Genomic DNA, 16,202 nt, shown 5'->3' on the forward strand with positions numbered 1-16,202 from the left:
GCTCGCTTAAAAAAGAATTCGGCTAGACTGCCGGCGGCGCCAGCAAGGCGCGGTAGACACGGCGGAAATCCTGCGCCAGGCGCTCGACCGTATAGGCGCTTTCAATGCGCTCGCGGCACGCTTGCCCCATGCGTTGCAACAGGGCACGGTTGGCGTCGAGGCGCACGATGGCGTCCGCCAGCGCCTGGGGATTGCGCGGCGGCAAGAACACGCCATGCACGCCATCTTGCATCACGTCGGCAATCGCGCCGACGGGACACACCAGCACGGGCGTGCGCGCGGCCATGCTTTCCAGCAGCGCATACGGCAAGCCTTCCTGATGCAAGGTGGGAAATCCGAACAGGTCGGCCTGGCGCCACACGGCTTCCTTTTCGGCGCCAAAGACGGGGCCGAGAAAGCGCACCGCCTCTTGCAAGCCCAGTTCGGCGACGCGCTCGCGCAGCGCCCCTTCGAGGGGGCCGCTGCCGGCCAGTGACAGCGTTGCCTGCACGCCAGCGGCGCGCGCCAGGCGCAGCGCTTCGAGCAGATCGAACAGGCCTTTGCTTTCCGCCAGGCGCCCCACGTACACGAGTGACAGCGGACGCTGCGGCACGAGCGGCCTGTCGCCAGGGTCGCTGCCCGCATCGATGGCGTTGGGGATCACGTCGAGCGCCAGCGCGGGATCGAAGTCGCGATAGCCCTGCAGTTCGCATTGCGCCAGCAGCACCACCACATCGGCCGCGCGCAGCACGCGCCGCAGCAGGCCCGTCAGCAATGGCTTGCCATTGAAAAACACCTGCGGCAAGGCGCCGCCATGCACCTGGTACACGACGCGCTTGCCCATGGCCTTGGCCAGCAGCAGATAGACGATATCGCGCCAATAGCTGCGCCACTCCATGGACGTGTTGATATGCACGATCTGCGGACGCTGCTTGCGCACGGCCTGCACGAACTGCACGGGACTCCAGGCAAAACGCAGCAGCTTGTGCAGGCGCGACTCGTTGCGGCCCTCGCTACCGACCTGGAAGTGCACCAGCTTGTAGTCTTGCGACAAAGAACTGTGAAATAGTTGATTCAAATGGGTGGTTACCCCGCTCACCGCAGTCAGTGCAGGTCCTAGCAGCATTATCGTAGTCATATTGGTATTATATGTTGTACTTTTGTAATTTAGACGCGAAGACAAATATATTTGCTGCATTGCGCTAATATCTACAACAATTTTCTTCCAGGGAACACGACCCATGGTGCATTCTGAGCGCCGTTTACGTGTTCGGCAACAACTTCTTGCCTGTCCATCCAAGCTTGGGCGTCAACTGCGCGCACTGGCAAGATCCTGGTAGCGCTGCGCCAGTGCCTGCGCCAGCACACGGTAGCTGCGCTGCGCCTCGATATAGGCGACGCCGGCCTGGGCACGGGCGCGCGCTGCGGGCACATCGGACAAGATGGCCGTCATCGCCGCGGCCATGGCGGCCGGTTCGCTGGCCGTCAGCCAGCCTGCGCCGCTGGCCGTCAGCACCTCGACCTGATCCGGACTGTCATTGCCCACGGCCGGCATGCGCAAGGCCAGATATTCGAGCAGCTTGGTGGGCGAACTGACATCGAACAGGGCGCCACGGGGGATATATGAGAGCGCGGCATCGGCCCCGGCCAGCAGGGGCCACGCCTGGTCCGAGGGCAGCCAGCCCGTCACGCGCACGGCATCGGCCAGCCCGGCGCGCTGCGCATAGGCAAGCAAGTCATCGACATCGGAGGGCGTATCGGAAGCGCCGATCAGCAGCAGGCAGGCAGCGGGGATGGTCTGGCGCACGATCAGCAAGGCGTCCAGCAAGCGTTCCAGCTGGCGCGACTGGTCGAGTGTGCCCAGGTAAGCCAGCAAGGGCACGCCCTCCCAGCCCCCCGGACGGATGGGCGCGATGGCTTGCGCCTGCAACACTTCCATGTCGACACCCATGGGCACGGCCGTGAGGCGCTGCGCCGCGATGCCGCGCGCCTGCATCATGCGCAGCATCGCTTCGCTTTGCACGAAGACGTGATTGGCGCGCGGCAACACAATACGGTACAGCAACCATTGTTCGAGCAATCCCTTGCACAGCACCAGGCGCGCGCGCAAGGTGGGGCGCTGCGCCAGGCTGCTGCGCGCGCGTTCGATGCGTCCCTCGCTGATCAGGTAGGACACCCAGTAATAGAACGGAATGCCCTTCAGGCGCGCCACCAGCAAGGCAAGCAGGCCCGTGGCTACCATGTCGCGCACCTGGACCGCATCGCAACTGGCGCGGCGGGCGCCCATCAGGGCGCGCAGGCAAAGCCACTGAAACGCCAGTTCGCGCAGGAGGCGGCTGTCCAGGAAGCGTCCGTGGCGCACCGAGCGAAAGCCCTGCGCCTGCGGCGCCTGTTGCGACGGCATGCCCACGATATCGCATTCGACGCCATGGCGCGGCAGGTATTTGCCGAACAGCACCGCCACATCGGGGCGAAACGTGGGCAGGCTTTCCGGCACCAGTTGCAAAATCTTCAGGGACATAGGCGGTTCGACGGCAAAAGAAGGTTGAGGCAGATACAATACGCCATGCGCCGAAGCATATCACGGCCTTACGAAATGATTAATTATATTGCATTAATAGCATCACGCCAAGCTTATGCTAGCAGCGGCCAGCAATGGCGCGGCACGTCACCGCAGCGTGGCATGCCGTGCATTGAAACAATATGTAGACATCTATATTAATGCTATTATTATAATGCTGTCGATTGCCAATCATTAATTCAGTGATAACGACCGCCGCAACGGCGCTGGCTGTTGTTTTAATGTGATAATGTCCATTTTTAATAAGGCGCAACAATGATCCATGTGCTGCTGTCGGAAGCCGGAACCTACCACGACATCGTCGAGCATCTGGCGGCGGGCGGCGCGCGCGTGACGCATGTCGGACCGGACGCGCAGGCGCACATGCGCAGCAAACTGTCCATCCTGGCGGCCATGCTGTCGCCATCGCTGTTGCGCACGCGCAAATTATGGAGCCGGCAAGACCGCCTGCTGGTTGTCGGCTGGCAAGCCCTGCCCGTGCTGGCGCTGATACGCGTGGGCCTGCTGCCGCGCCCGCAGCGCCTGCTGGTAATGGCTTGCTTCATCCATGGCGCGCGGGCACGCAACGTGATCAACCGGGCCTGGCGCCTGCTCAATTTCCCCGGACTGGAATTCATTACCTTTTCCAGCGGCGAAACGCTGAACCTGACCGACAACGTCGGCATCGCGCCCGCCGCCGTGCATTTCCACCTGTGGCGCCAGCATCTCGACGGCGCCACCGCGCCGTCCCAGCGGCAAGATGACGGCAGCATCTTCGCCGGCGGCTTTTCCAACCGCGATTACGACCTGCTGCTCGATGCGACGCGCGGACTGGGGGCGCACCTGGTGATCGTGGCGTCGGCGCAAAACCAGATCCCCGCGCAAGATCCGGCGCAGACGACGGTCCATCTCGACTTGCCGGAAGCGCAGTTTGAAATGCTGCTGGCACGCAGCCGGGTGGTCGCCATGCCGCTGAAAAGCCAGGGCGAAGCGTGTGGCCAGAGCGTGCTGCTACGGGTATTGCGCAATGGCAAACCACTGATCGCCACGCGCCACGAAGCCATCGAAGCGTATCTGGGGCGCGATTACGCCGGCTTCGTTGCCGCCGGCGACAGCGGCGCCATGCGCGAAGGCTTGCGCCGCGCCCTGTCCGACGATGCCTTCCGCGAAGACTTGGCCGGGCAAGTGTCGCGCGCCTATGAGCGCATGGAGCAGCGCGGCGGACCGGGCCAGGAAATCGAACAATTTCTGCTGGCGCCTTGAAAAAAATCCACTGCCGCAACAACGACAGTGGATTTTGCTGGAACCAGCGCTCAGTTCGGCAATGTCACCACTTGCTTGCCAACCGTCAGCGTGCGGGCCGTGCCGTTGCTGCCCAGCGTGATCAGCGGCTTTTTGCAGCCGACATCGAGCACCGTGAGGAATTCACCGCTCAGCGCCGCGGCCGACTTGATGAACACCCCATGCTCTTCATACGTACCAGGCTGCGGCGGAGGTCCCGTGCGCTTTTCGAAACGCGCACCGGTACTGACCGGCACCACGCACACCTTGCGGCCCTGATTCGTCACCGAGATGGCGCCGCCGGCGTCGACCACGATAGGCGCATACGTATGGAAGTTCCACTCGAACACGCGCGGCGTGGCCGATGTCACCTGGTCCTGCACCACCACGGCGTCCATCGTGCGCAAATACCACAGCTTGCGCAGCGCCGATTTGAGCTGGCCGCCATACGCCAGCGTGGCGTCGCCCGCCACATAGTCGACGGTTGCCTTGGGGGCAAAAGCGGTGATGCGGCCATTGCGCGCCATGGTCGTTTCATAGCCGTCGACCAGCTGGCCCTGGCCATTGTCGAACGTCAGGGCATTGTGCGCCTTGGTCTGGCGGTACCAGGAACTCCACAGCGGCGAATCGTACCAGTCATACCAGCCGCTTTCCGTCAGCAGGGGCACGCCCGCGCTGGCCAGCACAAGCCCATTCTGGTCGCCATGGCTGTGATTGAACGAGCCGTAGGGACTCGATTTGAAATACACCGAGGTACGCTGCAGATTGCCGATGTCGCTGTGCATGGCGGCCCAGCCGATGCTCGGGTAATACGCCGAGTTCGCTGGCGGCGCGGCCGTGGCGACCGTCGACACCGGCAACGGGTACGGCGCTTGCAGCGTGGCCAGCGAATCATCGGTGCGGATCAGGTTCTTGAAATACCACGCCGCGGCAGGCGTGGCGAAATGCGCGGCGAAACCCTTCATCATGCGGATTTCAGGCAAGGTCTCGTGCCCGTCGCCAAACACGTGGGTCTGCGAACCGGGGGGCACGAAATGCATCAGGTAATCGAGGAAGCCGCTGGCCCAGGGTTTGGTGAACAGGTCGACCTTGGTCGCGTAAGCCAGGGCGGGCCATATCTGCAGCGCGTAGTCGGCCTCATACTCGGCATACGCCGTGCCGTTGGCGAAACCGCCTTCCGGGCCGCTCCACACGCTGTAGGAACTGACAAAGGCGCGGAACGAAAAGTCGAACCAGTCCTTCGCCTCCGGGATATCGCCCAGCGACAGCGTTGAAATCAGCGTCAGGAAACCGATATTGCTGGCGGCGTGGGAATCGTAGGGATACTGGTCCAGGCGCCCCGTCTGTGCGGCCAGGTCGAGGTACATCGCATTCGTGCGTACGCGCACCTTCTCCAGCCACAGGGCGCGGCGCGGCGCATCGAGGGCGCTGCCCAGGTTGTCGACCGCCTTGATCAGGCTTTGCGCAATGGCGCGGTTGCCCTGGTCATGGTTGACAAAACTGGTGCCGCCGCTCGTGCTGAGCGCGGCATGCTGGTCGCCACGCTTGAGCGCCTCCACCAGATACTGGTTGTCGCCCGTCACGCGGTACAGCAGCGAGGCAGCCTCAAGCTGGCGTGCGCTCAGATTCGTGCGCGAAATGACGCGCGCATTCTGCGCCTCGTTGGCGGCAGTACGGACCTTGCCCGGCGACAAAGGCCATTCGGCGTCGGAAACGGGCGCGAGTTCCGTCATGTTGCGCTTGACCTCATTGCTCAGCCAGGTCAGCACCTGGCTGCGGTCGGTGCGCTTGGCCGCGCTCCAGTTCGCAAAAAAGGTCGCGTTATCTTCCAGGCCGCGCGGGCGCGGACGCAACACGACGGCAGCGCGCAAGGTGCTGTTTTCCGGCACTTCGAACACTTTCGAGGTGGCATTGATCACAAAAGTTCGCGGGCTCGACCATTCATTGCTCGTGCCCGGACGCACGCGCCAGGTGTACGTGCCATCCGCAAATTTCTTGGATGGCAGATACCAGTTGCGCGCCGACGTGAAGGTGCCGACGACGGCGCCTGCGGAGCGCACTTCAATGATGTAGGACGCCGGCGACTGCGGATGGCGCGACCAGCTGAAACTGGGGGGATTTTGCGGCTGGATCTGGCGGTTGTCCGGCAAGGTGCGGATGGCCAGCGGGTCTGTGGCCAGGGCCCAGTCGGCCTGGGCCTGGCCGCAAGCTGAACAGACGAGCAGCAGCGCCACCTTGACCAGCGTATATTTAGCGAATTTCATAGATTACCTTCTTAACATCAACTATCGAGCAAGATACCGCCGCTGCGTGGCGCATACGCCTCCTATCGAGGCTGCTTGCGAGACACAGGACGAACCGCCGTACAAGATCGGGTAATAGGCGAAGACACTGCGGAAGGCACTGCGAATACATGCAGCATATACCTAAAGTATTCTTACAAGCACTAATATTAGTTTCTTCTCAGCTACCAATGTGCGTTTCGCGCCACACTTGCCATTTTATGGCAAGCCTGGTCGGCAGCAGGCAACACAAGGCCAGGGCCACCCACCAGTGGCGCGACATGCCGCCGCTGGCGGCGCGGCGCAGCCCGGCCAGCGCTTCGCCGCGGCGGCCCCGCGCCAGCGCCGCGCGCGCCACGCTGACGCGCGCATCGGACACCAGCCGCAAGGCGGAACGGCGCGTCGGATTGGCCGCCGGCCAGGCCAGGGCACGCTGCTCCAGTCGCTCGAAGGTAGGCGCCAGCACATCGACCGATTCGATCGCGCACAGACTGCCGGCCACCTCGACACGGTAAGCCACCAGCTGTGCCGGCGTAAACACCAGCGTCAGGCGCTCGGCCAGCCGAAACCACAGATCCTGGTCTTCGCCAGCCGATTCGCCTTCCGGAAAGCACGGTTGCAAGGGCAACAAGTCGCTGCGCCAGATGGCCACGGAATTCGTGCAGAAAAACGGTCCGCCGCGGCGACGGCGCTCGAAAAAGTCGTCGAGCAGGCGCGTCTCGCGCACCGCCACGCCCTGGTAGCTGAGCGCCGCCAGGCTGCTGTCCGGTATGCGTTCGAAGCCGCAGGCGAAAAACGACCCCGACGGATGCGCGCGCGCCATCGCCACCATGGTTTCCAGATACACGGGGCCATACCAGTCGTCCGCATCGAGAAAACAGATCAATTCGCCACGCGCTTCCTCGATGCCGCGGTTGCGCGCGCGCGACACGCCGCCATTCGCCTGGCTCACCAGCCGCACGCGCGCATCGGCGCAGGCCCGCACGCGCTGCGCGCCATCATCGCTGGAACCATCATCAACCACCACCACTTCCCAGTCGGCATGGGTTTGCGCCAGCACCGAGGCCAGCGCCGCTTCGATATATGGCCCCTTGTTATACAGCGGCACAATGACCGAGCACAGCATCAAGCCATCCCCGGCACGCGCACCTTGCGCGCCCTGACCGCCTGCCGGTCGGCCACCGGATAATACGCCGTCAAGATAATGAGCAGCAGCAGGTGCGTCATCGCCTCTGCGGCGAAGCCCGTCAGCGACAGCGGCACTTCGCTGATCGAACGGATGGCAATGAGCACGAACAGGGCCATCGACAGGCCCTGGCTGGCACGGGCCGTGCGCGCGCAGGCATACAGCAGTGCCATGGCATACAGCACCAGGCCGATGGCCCCGATGGTGCCAGCGCTGGCCAGACTCTGGTAAAACTGGCTATGCGCATGGGTGGCGTAGGGCATGCCGATGCTGACGCGGAACGCGTCATCCCACAGCGGCAAGCCGTAGCCGAACACGGGATTTTTGTGCCATTCCTGCAGCGCCACCTGCCAGATCACGTCGCGGCCCGTCAAGCTGATCAAGTCAAAGCCTTCGTTGCTCGAGGCAAAGCGCGCCAGTTTGGCGTCGAGATTGCCGAACATTACCATCAGCATGCCCAACGTGCACAACAGGATGAAGCAGAAGATGCCGATGATCGACAATTGCGGGCGGCGGTAATCGAACAGCCGCTCCTTGATTTGTTCACGGAAACCGAAATACGCGACACAGGCAAAGCACAGGAAGCAGGCGATCCAACTGGTTTTCGATTGGGCCAGCAACAGGCTGCCCAGGCCCACACCCCAGGCGAACAGGTTCAGCAGGTGCGAGGCATAGGGCTTGCGCCACAGGCACAACAGGAACACCACCACCATCGGTCCCAGGCTGTTGGCGTGATTGGCCAGGCCCGTATAGCGAATGCTGAGGAAGGGAATCAGGCCGTGGTAACTCTTGTTGATGACCATGTTCGGCTTCCAGACAAACACGGCCGCGCTGAGCACCAGGAACAGCAAGGTGGCGTTGCGCATCGAAATGACGCTCAGGTCGACCTCTTTCGGCGTCATCAGCAGCGCCGCATAGCCGGCCAGGAACATGTACAGGTATTCATGCGAGACACTGGTATGGCGCCCCAGCAGGGCCGGACTGACAATATTGCTGAGGAAGTACACGAACAGCGCCCAGAACAGCAGCATCGGCATCGGCTGGATCTTGTCGCGCGAAGTCAGGCGGTGCAATATGCGCTCGCCGCAGGCAAAGATCACGAACAGGGACGTGAGCCGGCCAAACCAGGCGCTGGCCGGGTTGCGCACCATCGCCTGCATGCCCATCTGGAGCTCATCGCCAGAGATATCGCGGTTCGACAAAATGGCCGCCACGGCGATCGACAGCAGTACCGGATAGAACACATAGGGCACCAGTCCCGTCTCGCGCTTGTTGCCCCAATGAATGCTCAAGGCGATCACGAACACCACCACCAGCGCGGCGACCACGGCAAACAGGCCAAACAGTATTTCACTCATGTAGTTCTCGCGTATCCAGTAAGTTGTCGCGCGCGCCACAGCGGGCGCGCAGATAAGAGACCACCCTGGCCGGCAGCGGCGGGCTGAAGCGGGCCAGCATGCCCACCGCGCGCATGCCCAGCAGTTCGGGCCAGGCCAGCACGGCCAGCAGCAGGGTCAGGCCGCCGAACAGCGCGCCGCCCAGGAATGCCGGCAGCGGATGGCTGCCGCCCAGGCCGCCCAACATGGCGCCGCCCCAGCTGCCGGCGGCGGCCAGCAAGCCCATCGCCAGGCCGCGCGCGGCCAGTGGCGCCAGTTCGCCCAGCCCCACCTGCAGGCGCAGGCACGCCACCGTGCCCACCACCAGCGCGCGCGCCAGCAGGGTGCCGGCGGCGATCATGGCGACCACCGCCCCGCCCTGCTCCGCCCACAGCACCAGCGCCGCGCCGGCCAGCACGATCAGCGGCAGCTGCAGCAGGCTTTCCAGGTGCTTGCCGCCCGTATTCCATAAAATCGGTGTCGACATGCCCCACGTGATGTACGCGGGCATGGCCAGCGCCAGGATGCTCAGCACGATGCCCGACTCTTGCCACACCTTGCCGTACAACACGCCGATCAAGTCCGGCGCCGTCATCGCCAGCAGCACGAACAGCGGCAGGATGATGATCCAGATGGTTGCCAGCACCGACAGATAGGTGTCGCGCAAGCGCGGCAAATCGTCCTGCAGCTTGGCGCCCGTGGCCAGGAACGCCGGCTGCAAGGCGCTCAGGAACAGCGAATTGGGCGTATTGGCCAGGTTGTAGCCGACCGCATACACGCCCACCGCGTGGGCATTCAGGAAGCGGCCCAGGAACACGCGGTCCATATTGTTCAGGCACCAGTTGCACAGATTCGTCACGAACACCGTCACGCCCACATTCGTCGAACGCCGCGCGCCCTCGTACCACAGCAGCGGCTTGAGCGAAAAGCGCGTGCGCGCATACGTCAGCACCAGCGCCATGGCCGCCTGTCCCAGCCAGGCGCACACGAGCGTCCACACGCCGGCGCCCGCATACGCGAGCGGCAAGCCCACCAGCAGGTAGCCGACGATGTAGCTGCTCACCTGGATGATGTTGAGCCAGCGGAAATCGAGGGCGCGCCGCAGCAGGCTGCTGCCCGGCGCCGTCAGCGCATTCAGCAGGCATGTCAGGCTCATCCACGCGATCACGGGCGCGATGCGCGGCTCCTTGAAATACGCGGCGATCCAGGGCGCCATGAAAAACAGCAAGGTCATGGCCGCCAGGCCCGTCAGCGCCTGCCACGTCACGGTAAAGCGCACGTCTTCCTCGCTGAGCGTGCGGTTCTGCACCAGCCCCCAGGAAAAGCCGAAATCGGCCAGGAAGTTGCTAAATGTCAGCACGATCAGTCCCATGGCAAACAAGCCGTAGTTTTCCGGCCCCAGCAGGCGCGCCAGCACCACTTGCGTGACCAACTGCAGGCCAAACATGAGGACCGTGCCCATCGCCGCCCACTTGACGGCGCTGACGCTTTTCTTGTTGATGTCGCTACTCATGATTCTCGCTATCTGCTTCGCTGCGCCTCAACGGGACGGCGCGCCGATCAGGCGGCCACGCTCCGCCGGCGGCATGCTGGCCAGCAAGCCATTGACGAAATCGGCCTGCAAGCGGTACGCGCGCGGCAAATCCGTATCGATGCTCGATACGCGGAACAGCATGGCGTCGGCGACGGTGCCCGTCAGGCCGTAGCGCAATTGCTCCAGGCGCTGCTGCATGCCGACCTTGCTGATCTTGTCGCCGATGGTGATCCAGTACGTGATGGGTTCGCTGCGGTTGCCATTCACGGCCAACAAGCGCTTCACGGGCAGGCTGCCGTAGGCCGAGGCCAGCTCGCCGTATTCGTCGCGCTCGACCTGGAAACCCTGCGCCGCGTAGCACACTTCCGGCTTGTGCACGCCCATGTTGTCGCTCTGGTCGCCGCCGTAGGCGATCGACAGCATCACCCGTTCGCCATGCGCGTTGATGTAGGTGCGCGACAAGGTCTGGTTGTAGATCTTGTTCAGGCGTTCCTGGGTTTCCGGATCCACCTGCAGCGGCACGATGGAACTGTCGACGCGCCACTCGCCGAACGCTTGCGGTATCGCCGTTTCCAGCGAAAAACTCGGGCGCTGGTCGGCCATCTTCACGGCCGGCGCCACGCCGTGGCTGAGGATGGCCGCGCCCAGCAGCAAGGCGCCCAGCAGCATGTTCATGCGCAACGCCGCGTTCATGTCGACGCTCCCACGGCTGGCGCGCGGCCCGCCTGGCGCTTGCGCACGATCCACTGCAGCAGGCTGTCGACACTGAGGATCAGCAGCAGCGCGGAAATGAACAGCACCATGCCGGCAAAGCCATGCAGGAAGCCCTGCCCGGCCGCGTCGCCGAAGTAATACGTGATCAGGGTCAGCACGATCACGCGGATGACATTGGCGGTAAAGGAAATCGGCACGATCAGCAGGGCCAGCACAATGTTGCGGAACGGTGAAGTATGCCGCACCAGGTTCAGGTAAAACAGGCCCAGCGCTTCAAGCGTGAGCAGGGTCTGCAAGCCGGCGCAGGCGTCGGCCACCAGCAGCTGGTACTGGCCGATCTGCAGGATCACGCCATTGCGGGCGATCGGATAGCCGGCCAGGAAAAGCAGGTGTTCGGTCACATACGAAACGGCCATCTTCATCGGCATGGTCAGGGTCGTCACCAGCGGCAGCGGCAGCGGCACCATGAACAGCATGAAAAAGAAGGGAAACCACAGCATGCGCGCGGCAATCCAGCCGCGCTTGAGCAGCAGCAGGGCCAGGCCGGTGCCGATCAGGGCGAGGATTTCCAGCGACAGGATGTGCTGCGAACGGCCCAGCACATACAGCAGCAGCGCGGCGGCCAGCAAGGGCCAGCCGGCGCGGGCCGGACGGGCGCCGGCGCTCTGCGCCAGCATCTCGGGCCATTTGCGGTAGATCAGCCACAGCGACAGGGCCAGGATGATGGGACCGTGCGCCTGCTCCTCGGTCGACCAGATGCCGCGAAACAGCCCGACCAGGCTGGGCGCGAGCATGGCCAGGAAGCCCAGCGCCAGCGGCAGCCAGTCCGGCACGGTGGACCGGCCGGCCCGTGCCGGCGGCATGGCATGGCCAGGCGCAGTCATCAAAAGTCGACCATCACGGAACCGACCACCTGGGCGCCGCTATGCGTCATTTGCTCGGCCATGGCCGCCACTTCCGCCATCGGCGTCTTGTTCTTGCGCGCCACCAGCAGCACGCCGCCGGCACGCGCGGCCACGGCCAGCGCATCGGAACCGGTGGCATACGCCGGCACGTCGTAAAGCACCACGTCGTAGCGGCTTTCCAGCTGCTTGTTGAGCGTGACGAAGGAGGTCCGGCTGAGCAATTCCTGCGGATTCGGCGGCAAGGTGCCGGCGGCCAGCACCGACAGCGCGACAAACGATTCCACCTTGGCGATGATATCGAGTTCGGCGCGGCCGGCCAGCACGTCGGACAGGCCCTGGCGTGTCTTCAGGTCGAAGATTTCCTGCTGGCGCGGCGCGCGCAGGTTGGCGTCAACCAGCAAGGTGTGCTCGCCCAGCTGGGAAAACACCACAGCCAGGTTGGCGGCGAACAGGCTGGCGCCGTCGCCCGGCTCCATGCCCAGCACCACCAGCGACTTGCTGCCGCGGGCGAACCAGCGCAGCATCAGCTGGCTGCGCACGGCGCGCAGGGTTTCCACCTGGTGGCTGAATGGCTGGTAGGCGGCCACCAGTTCCTGCGGATACTTGCCGGCGCCCGGCTGCAGATACGGGTAGTCGAACTGGCGCGCCAGCACTTGCTCGATATCGGCTTCCGTGATCAGGCCCAGGCGCAGGGCCGCTTCGCCGAAGCGGATGCCCAGTTCCTTTTGCATGCGCAGCACGCGTTCGGCGTTTTCCGGCGTGATCTTGCCCGATTCGAGCAACAGGCCGCCTATGCTGGAATCGGCGCCGCGCACCAGGGGTGCAGTGGTATTCAGAAGGTGTGGACTTGAAGTCATGATAGGTTCCATCTCAGTTCAGGCGCAAGCGGCGCGGCAGCATACCGCGCATGCGGCGCTGTTTCGGTTTCCAGTCGACCACGCCGAACACGGGAATCTGCAGCACTTCGCTCAGGTCCTGGTCGGAACGGATACGGCGGTCCAGCAATTCGGCCAGCAGCGCGATGCCGCAGCCCAGCATGAGGCCGAGGAAAATCGACAGCAGCACGTTGCGGGGAATCTTCGGGCTGTCCGGCTCGATCGGCGCCGTGGCCGGGTTGAGCATGGCGATATCGGACTGCTCAGCCTGGCCTTCGATGCGCGTCTGCGACAGGCGCTGCGAGGTCACGTCGAAGGCGCGCTGGGCGCTTTCCACATCCTTGCTCAGCACGCCCATTTCATCGCGCGTCCGGTTCAGTTCCAGCACCTTGGCTTTTTGCGCGGCCAGAGCGGCGCGGATCGCGCCTTCGCGCTGCTGCAGGATCTGCGCATTGTTGCCCACGCTTTGCGAGGTGGCGCGCGTCTGCTCGGCCAGGTCGCGGCGCAGCTTGTCCACTTCCGCCTTGGCGCTCTGGTATTGCGGGTGATTGCGGTCCAGGCGCTGGCCCAGCTCGGCCAATTTACCCTCGGCGTTGCCCAGGCCCAGCTTCAGACTCTGGATCAGCGGATTCGACGCCACATCCGGCGATTCGGACAGGTTGCCGCCCTGCGCCATGCGCTGGCGCGAATTGGCTTCCATGGCCTGGCCCTGCGCCAGTACCAGTTGCGCCGACAGGTCGTTCAGGCGGTTCGATTCCACGTCGAGGCGGTTGTCGACGCTGACGATGCCGTTATCCTGCTGGTATTTCGACAAACGGCTTTGCGCGCGCTCGACGTTATCGCGCAGCAATTTGGTCTGGTCATCGAAGTACGTCGTCGCCTTGCGCATCGGGTCGACCTTCAGCTGGATGCTGACCTTTTGATACTGTTCCGCAAAGGCGTTCGAAACGGCCGCGACGAATTGCGGGTCGGCGCCCTTGAAGCTGACATCGACCACGCTGCTTTCGCGCGACGGCATCACTTCGAGTTTCTTCAGCAGCAAATCGGCCAGCCAGTCGCGCACCGTGCCCTTGCCTTGCGCCGCGTCATTGAACTGGGCGATCACGGCGGGGCTGCGCGCCAGTTCCAGCTGGTCGACGACGCGCAGGGCGACGTTCTTGCTGCCGATAATATCGACCTGGGTAGCCATGTAGCCGGGCAGCAACTGCCCCGGCATGGTCATGCCCGTCAGAGGATCGACGCCCTTGTAGTTCATCAGCAAGGTGCTGGTGGCCTTGTAAGTCTTCGGCAGCACCAGGCTGACGCCCAGCGCCAGCGCCACGGTGATCATCAAGGTCAGCAGCACAATCTTCTTGCGTGCCCGAAGGATCAGCAATAGTTGGGTGAGGTTCATTTGGAAACTTTCAATACAAAAAGGTAGGGAGCCAGTTGCTCTTAGAACAGGCTTTCCTGGACATACACGACATCGTCGACGCGCAGCAGGTCGTCATGCTTGACCGGCAACACTTCCATCTGGCCGGCCGCATTGCGGCGCTTGACGCGCACGCCGCGTTCGGTGCCGCGCAACGTCAGGCCACCACCCACGGACAGGGCTTGCAGCACGGTCATGTTGCGTTCCAGGCGGAAGGCGCCCGGACGCTGCACTTCGCCGTAGATATAGAAGCGCGGCGAGCGTTCGACGTAAATGATGTCGTTGCCGCCCACTTCCGTGTCGCCCTTCAGGTCGCCGTTGCGCACGATGTCGAGAATATCGGCCACGTCGCGCGTGGCAGTGCCGCCACGCTTGCGGATCACGGTGATCTGGTCGGCGCCGTCAGGACTGACGCCGCCGGCCATGGCCAGCATGTCCATCACGCTGCGCTTGCCTTCCACCGGATAGCGGCCCGGGCGGTTCACCTGGCCCAGCACGGACGCCTGCTGGCTTTGCAGGCTGGTGACGATGATGTTCACTTGCGCCTTGCGCAGGAAGCCGCCGCTCTCGAGCAGGCCGCCCAGTTTCTTTTCCGCTGCCGAGGTGGACAGCCCACCGACGGCCACGGCGCCCACCAGCGGGAAGGTGATTTCCCCCGCTTCGCTGACGCGCGTTTCCAGGCCCAGATCCGGGTTGCCGTAGACGGAAATTTTCAGCACATCACCAGCCCCGAGGGGGACATCGGCTGCACCGGCCATGCCTGCGGCGAGGGCCAGGAAGGCCGCCATCATCCAGTTTGCGAGTCGTTTCATGATTACAGATTCCCGTTGGTAGATTGCTGATGTTTAACTACTTGTTGATACGTCACTTATTTCAATCCCGCTACGCCGCGCTCGTTGGCTTCATGTGCGCTGTTCGCCGGCGCCGCTGCCGCTGGTGCCGCCGCTGCAGTGGCAGATGCCGAGGCCGCCGCATCCTTGTTGAAATACTCGATCTTGGCGCTGGCGCGCAGACGCTTCAGTTCCGCTTCGGCCGCATCCTTGTTCTTCTTGTTGGCCAGGAACTGTTCGATTTGCGGCGCGGCCGCGTCCAGGCCCACCGGGCTATCCTTGATATCGGCCAGGGCGATGAGCAGGCTGCGCTCGCCTTCGCGCACGATGAACAGCTGGCCCTTGGGCATCGATTGCAATTTGCCGCTCAGTTCGGGCGCCAGGTCGGCGCTGGTGCGCGACACCTGGGTGCGGCCAAACGCGATCTTGTGTTCGTCGAGCCATTGCGCCACATCTTCCAGCGACTTGGCGCGGTCCATGACGGCCTTGAGTTCATCGTTCAGCGCCGCCGTCGGAATGACCAGTTCGCGCAAATCGAATTGCTTGCGCTGGCTGAAGAACAGGGGGTTTTTCGTGAAATACTCTTCCACTTCGGCCTTGCTCGGGCGGGTCGCCGCGCCGATGCGCTTTTGCATGTATGCCTGGGCAACGATCAGCGCCTTGGCGCGCTCGATGGCCTGCATGACTTTCGGATCGCGGTCGACCTTTTCCTTCGCCGCTTCGTTCTGCAGCAACTGGCGGTCGATCAGCGACTCGAGCAACTGCTTGCTGGCCGCGGCCTGCTGCGGCGCCTGCACGCCGGCCCGCTGCAACTCTTCATTCAACTGCAGGACGGTGATTTCTTCGCCGTTCACGCTGGCCAGCGCCTGGCCAGCCTTTTTTTCCTTGTTGCCGCAGGCCGACAGACCGGCGGCGGCCAGCAGGACCAGGGCGGCGCACAACAGACGTGGCGCGGGACGGGAATGAATAAAGTGGTTCAAGCGAGCTCCTTCGGATGACGGGTATGACGGCTGGAAAAATCCGGCGCGGTGTGCCGGCTGCATGGCCAGGCTGCACTACTCAGATTCCTCCGAAAAATAGTTATTCGTCAAATAATTAATAATATTGTAAACATAATACACACAATGCATGACGACAAGCAAAATATTTGCTTAAAAATCTACTAATGAGATATAAAAACAACTATTTCCGCAGTCTACTTCATTGCAAAAAATTATGTATTGCACGGTACAGACTGACTTTAACAATGATAGTTGGCGCGTGCCGTCC

At 63.3% G+C, this 16,202-nt stretch carries 13 protein-coding genes; 1 reads left to right on the plus strand and 12 read right to left on the minus strand.

The features are described from left to right. Positions 1-22 precede the first annotated feature (22 nt). Both KO539_RS26440 and KO539_RS26445 read right to left on the minus strand, forming a co-directional pair. The gene (locus KO539_RS26440) at positions 23-1,057 is read right to left on the minus strand and encodes a glycosyltransferase family 4 protein (RefSeq protein ID WP_219313025.1); all 1,035 of its coding nucleotides are present in this window, start codon (positions 1,055-1,057) and stop codon (positions 23-25) included. Between the two features lie 231 nt (positions 1,058-1,288). Further along, positions 1,289-2,500, minus strand: coding sequence for a glycosyltransferase (locus KO539_RS26445; protein ID WP_219313027.1), 1,212 nt, complete (start codon positions 2,498-2,500; stop codon positions 1,289-1,291). 315 nt (positions 2,501-2,815) lie between these two features. Here KO539_RS26445 and KO539_RS26450 point away from each other — a divergent pair, with 315 nt between their 5' ends. After that, a complete protein-coding gene (locus KO539_RS26450; protein WP_219313029.1) occupies positions 2,816-3,802 on the plus strand; it encodes a hypothetical protein in 987 nt (328 codons plus the stop codon). Positions 3,803-3,852: 50 nt separating this feature from the next. Here KO539_RS26450 and KO539_RS26455 read toward each other — a convergent pair whose 3' ends face one another. The 10 genes from KO539_RS26455 to KO539_RS26500 form a co-directional block, all read right to left on the minus strand. Next, positions 3,853-6,084: a heparinase II/III family protein gene (locus KO539_RS26455; protein WP_219313031.1), complete on the minus strand. Its 2,232-nt coding sequence runs from the start codon at positions 6,082-6,084 to the stop codon at positions 3,853-3,855. A gap of 199 nt (positions 6,085-6,283) precedes the next feature. Next, positions 6,284-7,228, minus strand: a complete 945-nt coding sequence (locus tag KO539_RS26460) for a glycosyltransferase family A protein (RefSeq protein ID WP_219313033.1) — start codon at positions 7,226-7,228, stop codon at positions 6,284-6,286. After that, positions 7,228-8,646, minus strand: coding sequence for an O-antigen ligase (locus KO539_RS26465; RefSeq protein ID WP_219313035.1), 1,419 nt, complete (start codon positions 8,644-8,646; stop codon positions 7,228-7,230). The genes KO539_RS26460 and KO539_RS26465 overlap by 1 nt, the downstream gene beginning before the upstream one ends. Continuing rightward, a complete protein-coding gene (locus KO539_RS26470) occupies positions 8,639-10,177 on the minus strand; it encodes a lipopolysaccharide biosynthesis protein (RefSeq protein WP_219313037.1) in 1,539 nt (512 codons plus the stop codon). The genes KO539_RS26465 and KO539_RS26470 overlap by 8 nt, the downstream gene beginning before the upstream one ends. Before the next feature lie 27 nt (positions 10,178-10,204). Further along, complete coding sequence (gene epsI / locus KO539_RS26475; protein ID WP_219313039.1) at positions 10,205-10,891, minus strand: exosortase-associated protein EpsI, B-type; 687 nt, start codon at positions 10,889-10,891, stop codon at positions 10,205-10,207. Continuing rightward, complete coding sequence (gene xrtB, locus KO539_RS26480; protein ID WP_219313041.1) at positions 10,888-11,796, minus strand: exosortase B; 909 nt, start codon at positions 11,794-11,796, stop codon at positions 10,888-10,890. Before xrtB ends, epsI begins: the two co-directional genes overlap by 4 nt. Continuing rightward, positions 11,796-12,674 carry a chain length determinant protein tyrosine kinase EpsG gene (epsG, locus tag KO539_RS26485; protein ID WP_035828798.1) on the minus strand — a complete coding sequence of 293 codons (879 nt, stop codon included), beginning with the start codon at positions 12,672-12,674 and terminating at the stop codon, positions 11,796-11,798. The genes xrtB and epsG overlap by 1 nt, the downstream gene beginning before the upstream one ends. A 13-nt stretch (positions 12,675-12,687) precedes the next feature. Beyond that, entirely contained in the window at positions 12,688-14,085 is a 1,398-nt protein-coding gene (gene epsF / locus KO539_RS26490) for a chain length determinant protein EpsF (protein ID WP_035825815.1), read from the minus strand. Between the two features lie 41 nt (positions 14,086-14,126). Continuing rightward, entirely contained in the window at positions 14,127-14,915 is a 789-nt protein-coding gene (gene epsE / locus KO539_RS26495; RefSeq protein ID WP_219313043.1) for a polysaccharide export protein EpsE, read from the minus strand. 56 nt (positions 14,916-14,971) lie between these two features. Then, a complete protein-coding gene (locus tag KO539_RS26500) occupies positions 14,972-15,913 on the minus strand; it encodes an EpsD family peptidyl-prolyl cis-trans isomerase (protein ID WP_257626496.1) in 942 nt (313 codons plus the stop codon). Positions 15,914-16,202: the final 289 nt, after the last annotated feature.

This window comes from Janthinobacterium sp. NKUCC06_STL (genome assembly GCF_019345455.1).
GTDB lineage: Bacteria > Pseudomonadota > Gammaproteobacteria > Burkholderiales > Burkholderiaceae_D > Janthinobacterium > Janthinobacterium rivuli.

Bases quoted from the DNA above. Each gene is read 5' to 3' on its own strand.
- KO539_RS26470 (WP_219313037.1), bottom strand. From the start codon at position 10,177: ATGAGTAGCGACATCAACAAGAAAAGCGTCAGCGCCGTCAAGTGGGCG.
- xrtB (WP_219313041.1), bottom strand. From the start codon at position 11,796: ATGACTGCGCCTGGCCATGCCATGCCGCCGGCACGGGCCGGCCGGTCC.
- KO539_RS26465 (WP_219313035.1), bottom strand. From the start codon at position 8,646: ATGAGTGAAATACTGTTTGGCCTGTTTGCCGTGGTCGCCGCGCTGGTG.
- KO539_RS26445 (WP_219313027.1), bottom strand. From the start codon at position 2,500: ATGTCCCTGAAGATTTTGCAACTGGTGCCGGAAAGCCTGCCCACGTTT.
- epsI (WP_219313039.1), bottom strand. From the start codon at position 10,891: ATGAACGCGGCGTTGCGCATGAACATGCTGCTGGGCGCCTTGCTGCTG.
- KO539_RS26460 (WP_219313033.1), bottom strand. From the start codon at position 7,228: ATGCTGTGCTCGGTCATTGTGCCGCTGTATAACAAGGGGCCATATATC.
- epsE (WP_219313043.1), bottom strand. From the start codon at position 14,915: ATGAAACGACTCGCAAACTGGATGATGGCGGCCTTCCTGGCCCTCGCC.
- epsF (WP_035825815.1), bottom strand. From the start codon at position 14,085: ATGAACCTCACCCAACTATTGCTGATCCTTCGGGCACGCAAGAAGATT.
- KO539_RS26450 (WP_219313029.1), top strand. From the start codon at position 2,816: ATGATCCATGTGCTGCTGTCGGAAGCCGGAACCTACCACGACATCGTC.
- epsG (WP_035828798.1), bottom strand. From the start codon at position 12,674: ATGACTTCAAGTCCACACCTTCTGAATACCACTGCACCCCTGGTGCGC.
- KO539_RS26455 (WP_219313031.1), bottom strand. From the start codon at position 6,084: ATGAAATTCGCTAAATATACGCTGGTCAAGGTGGCGCTGCTGCTCGTC.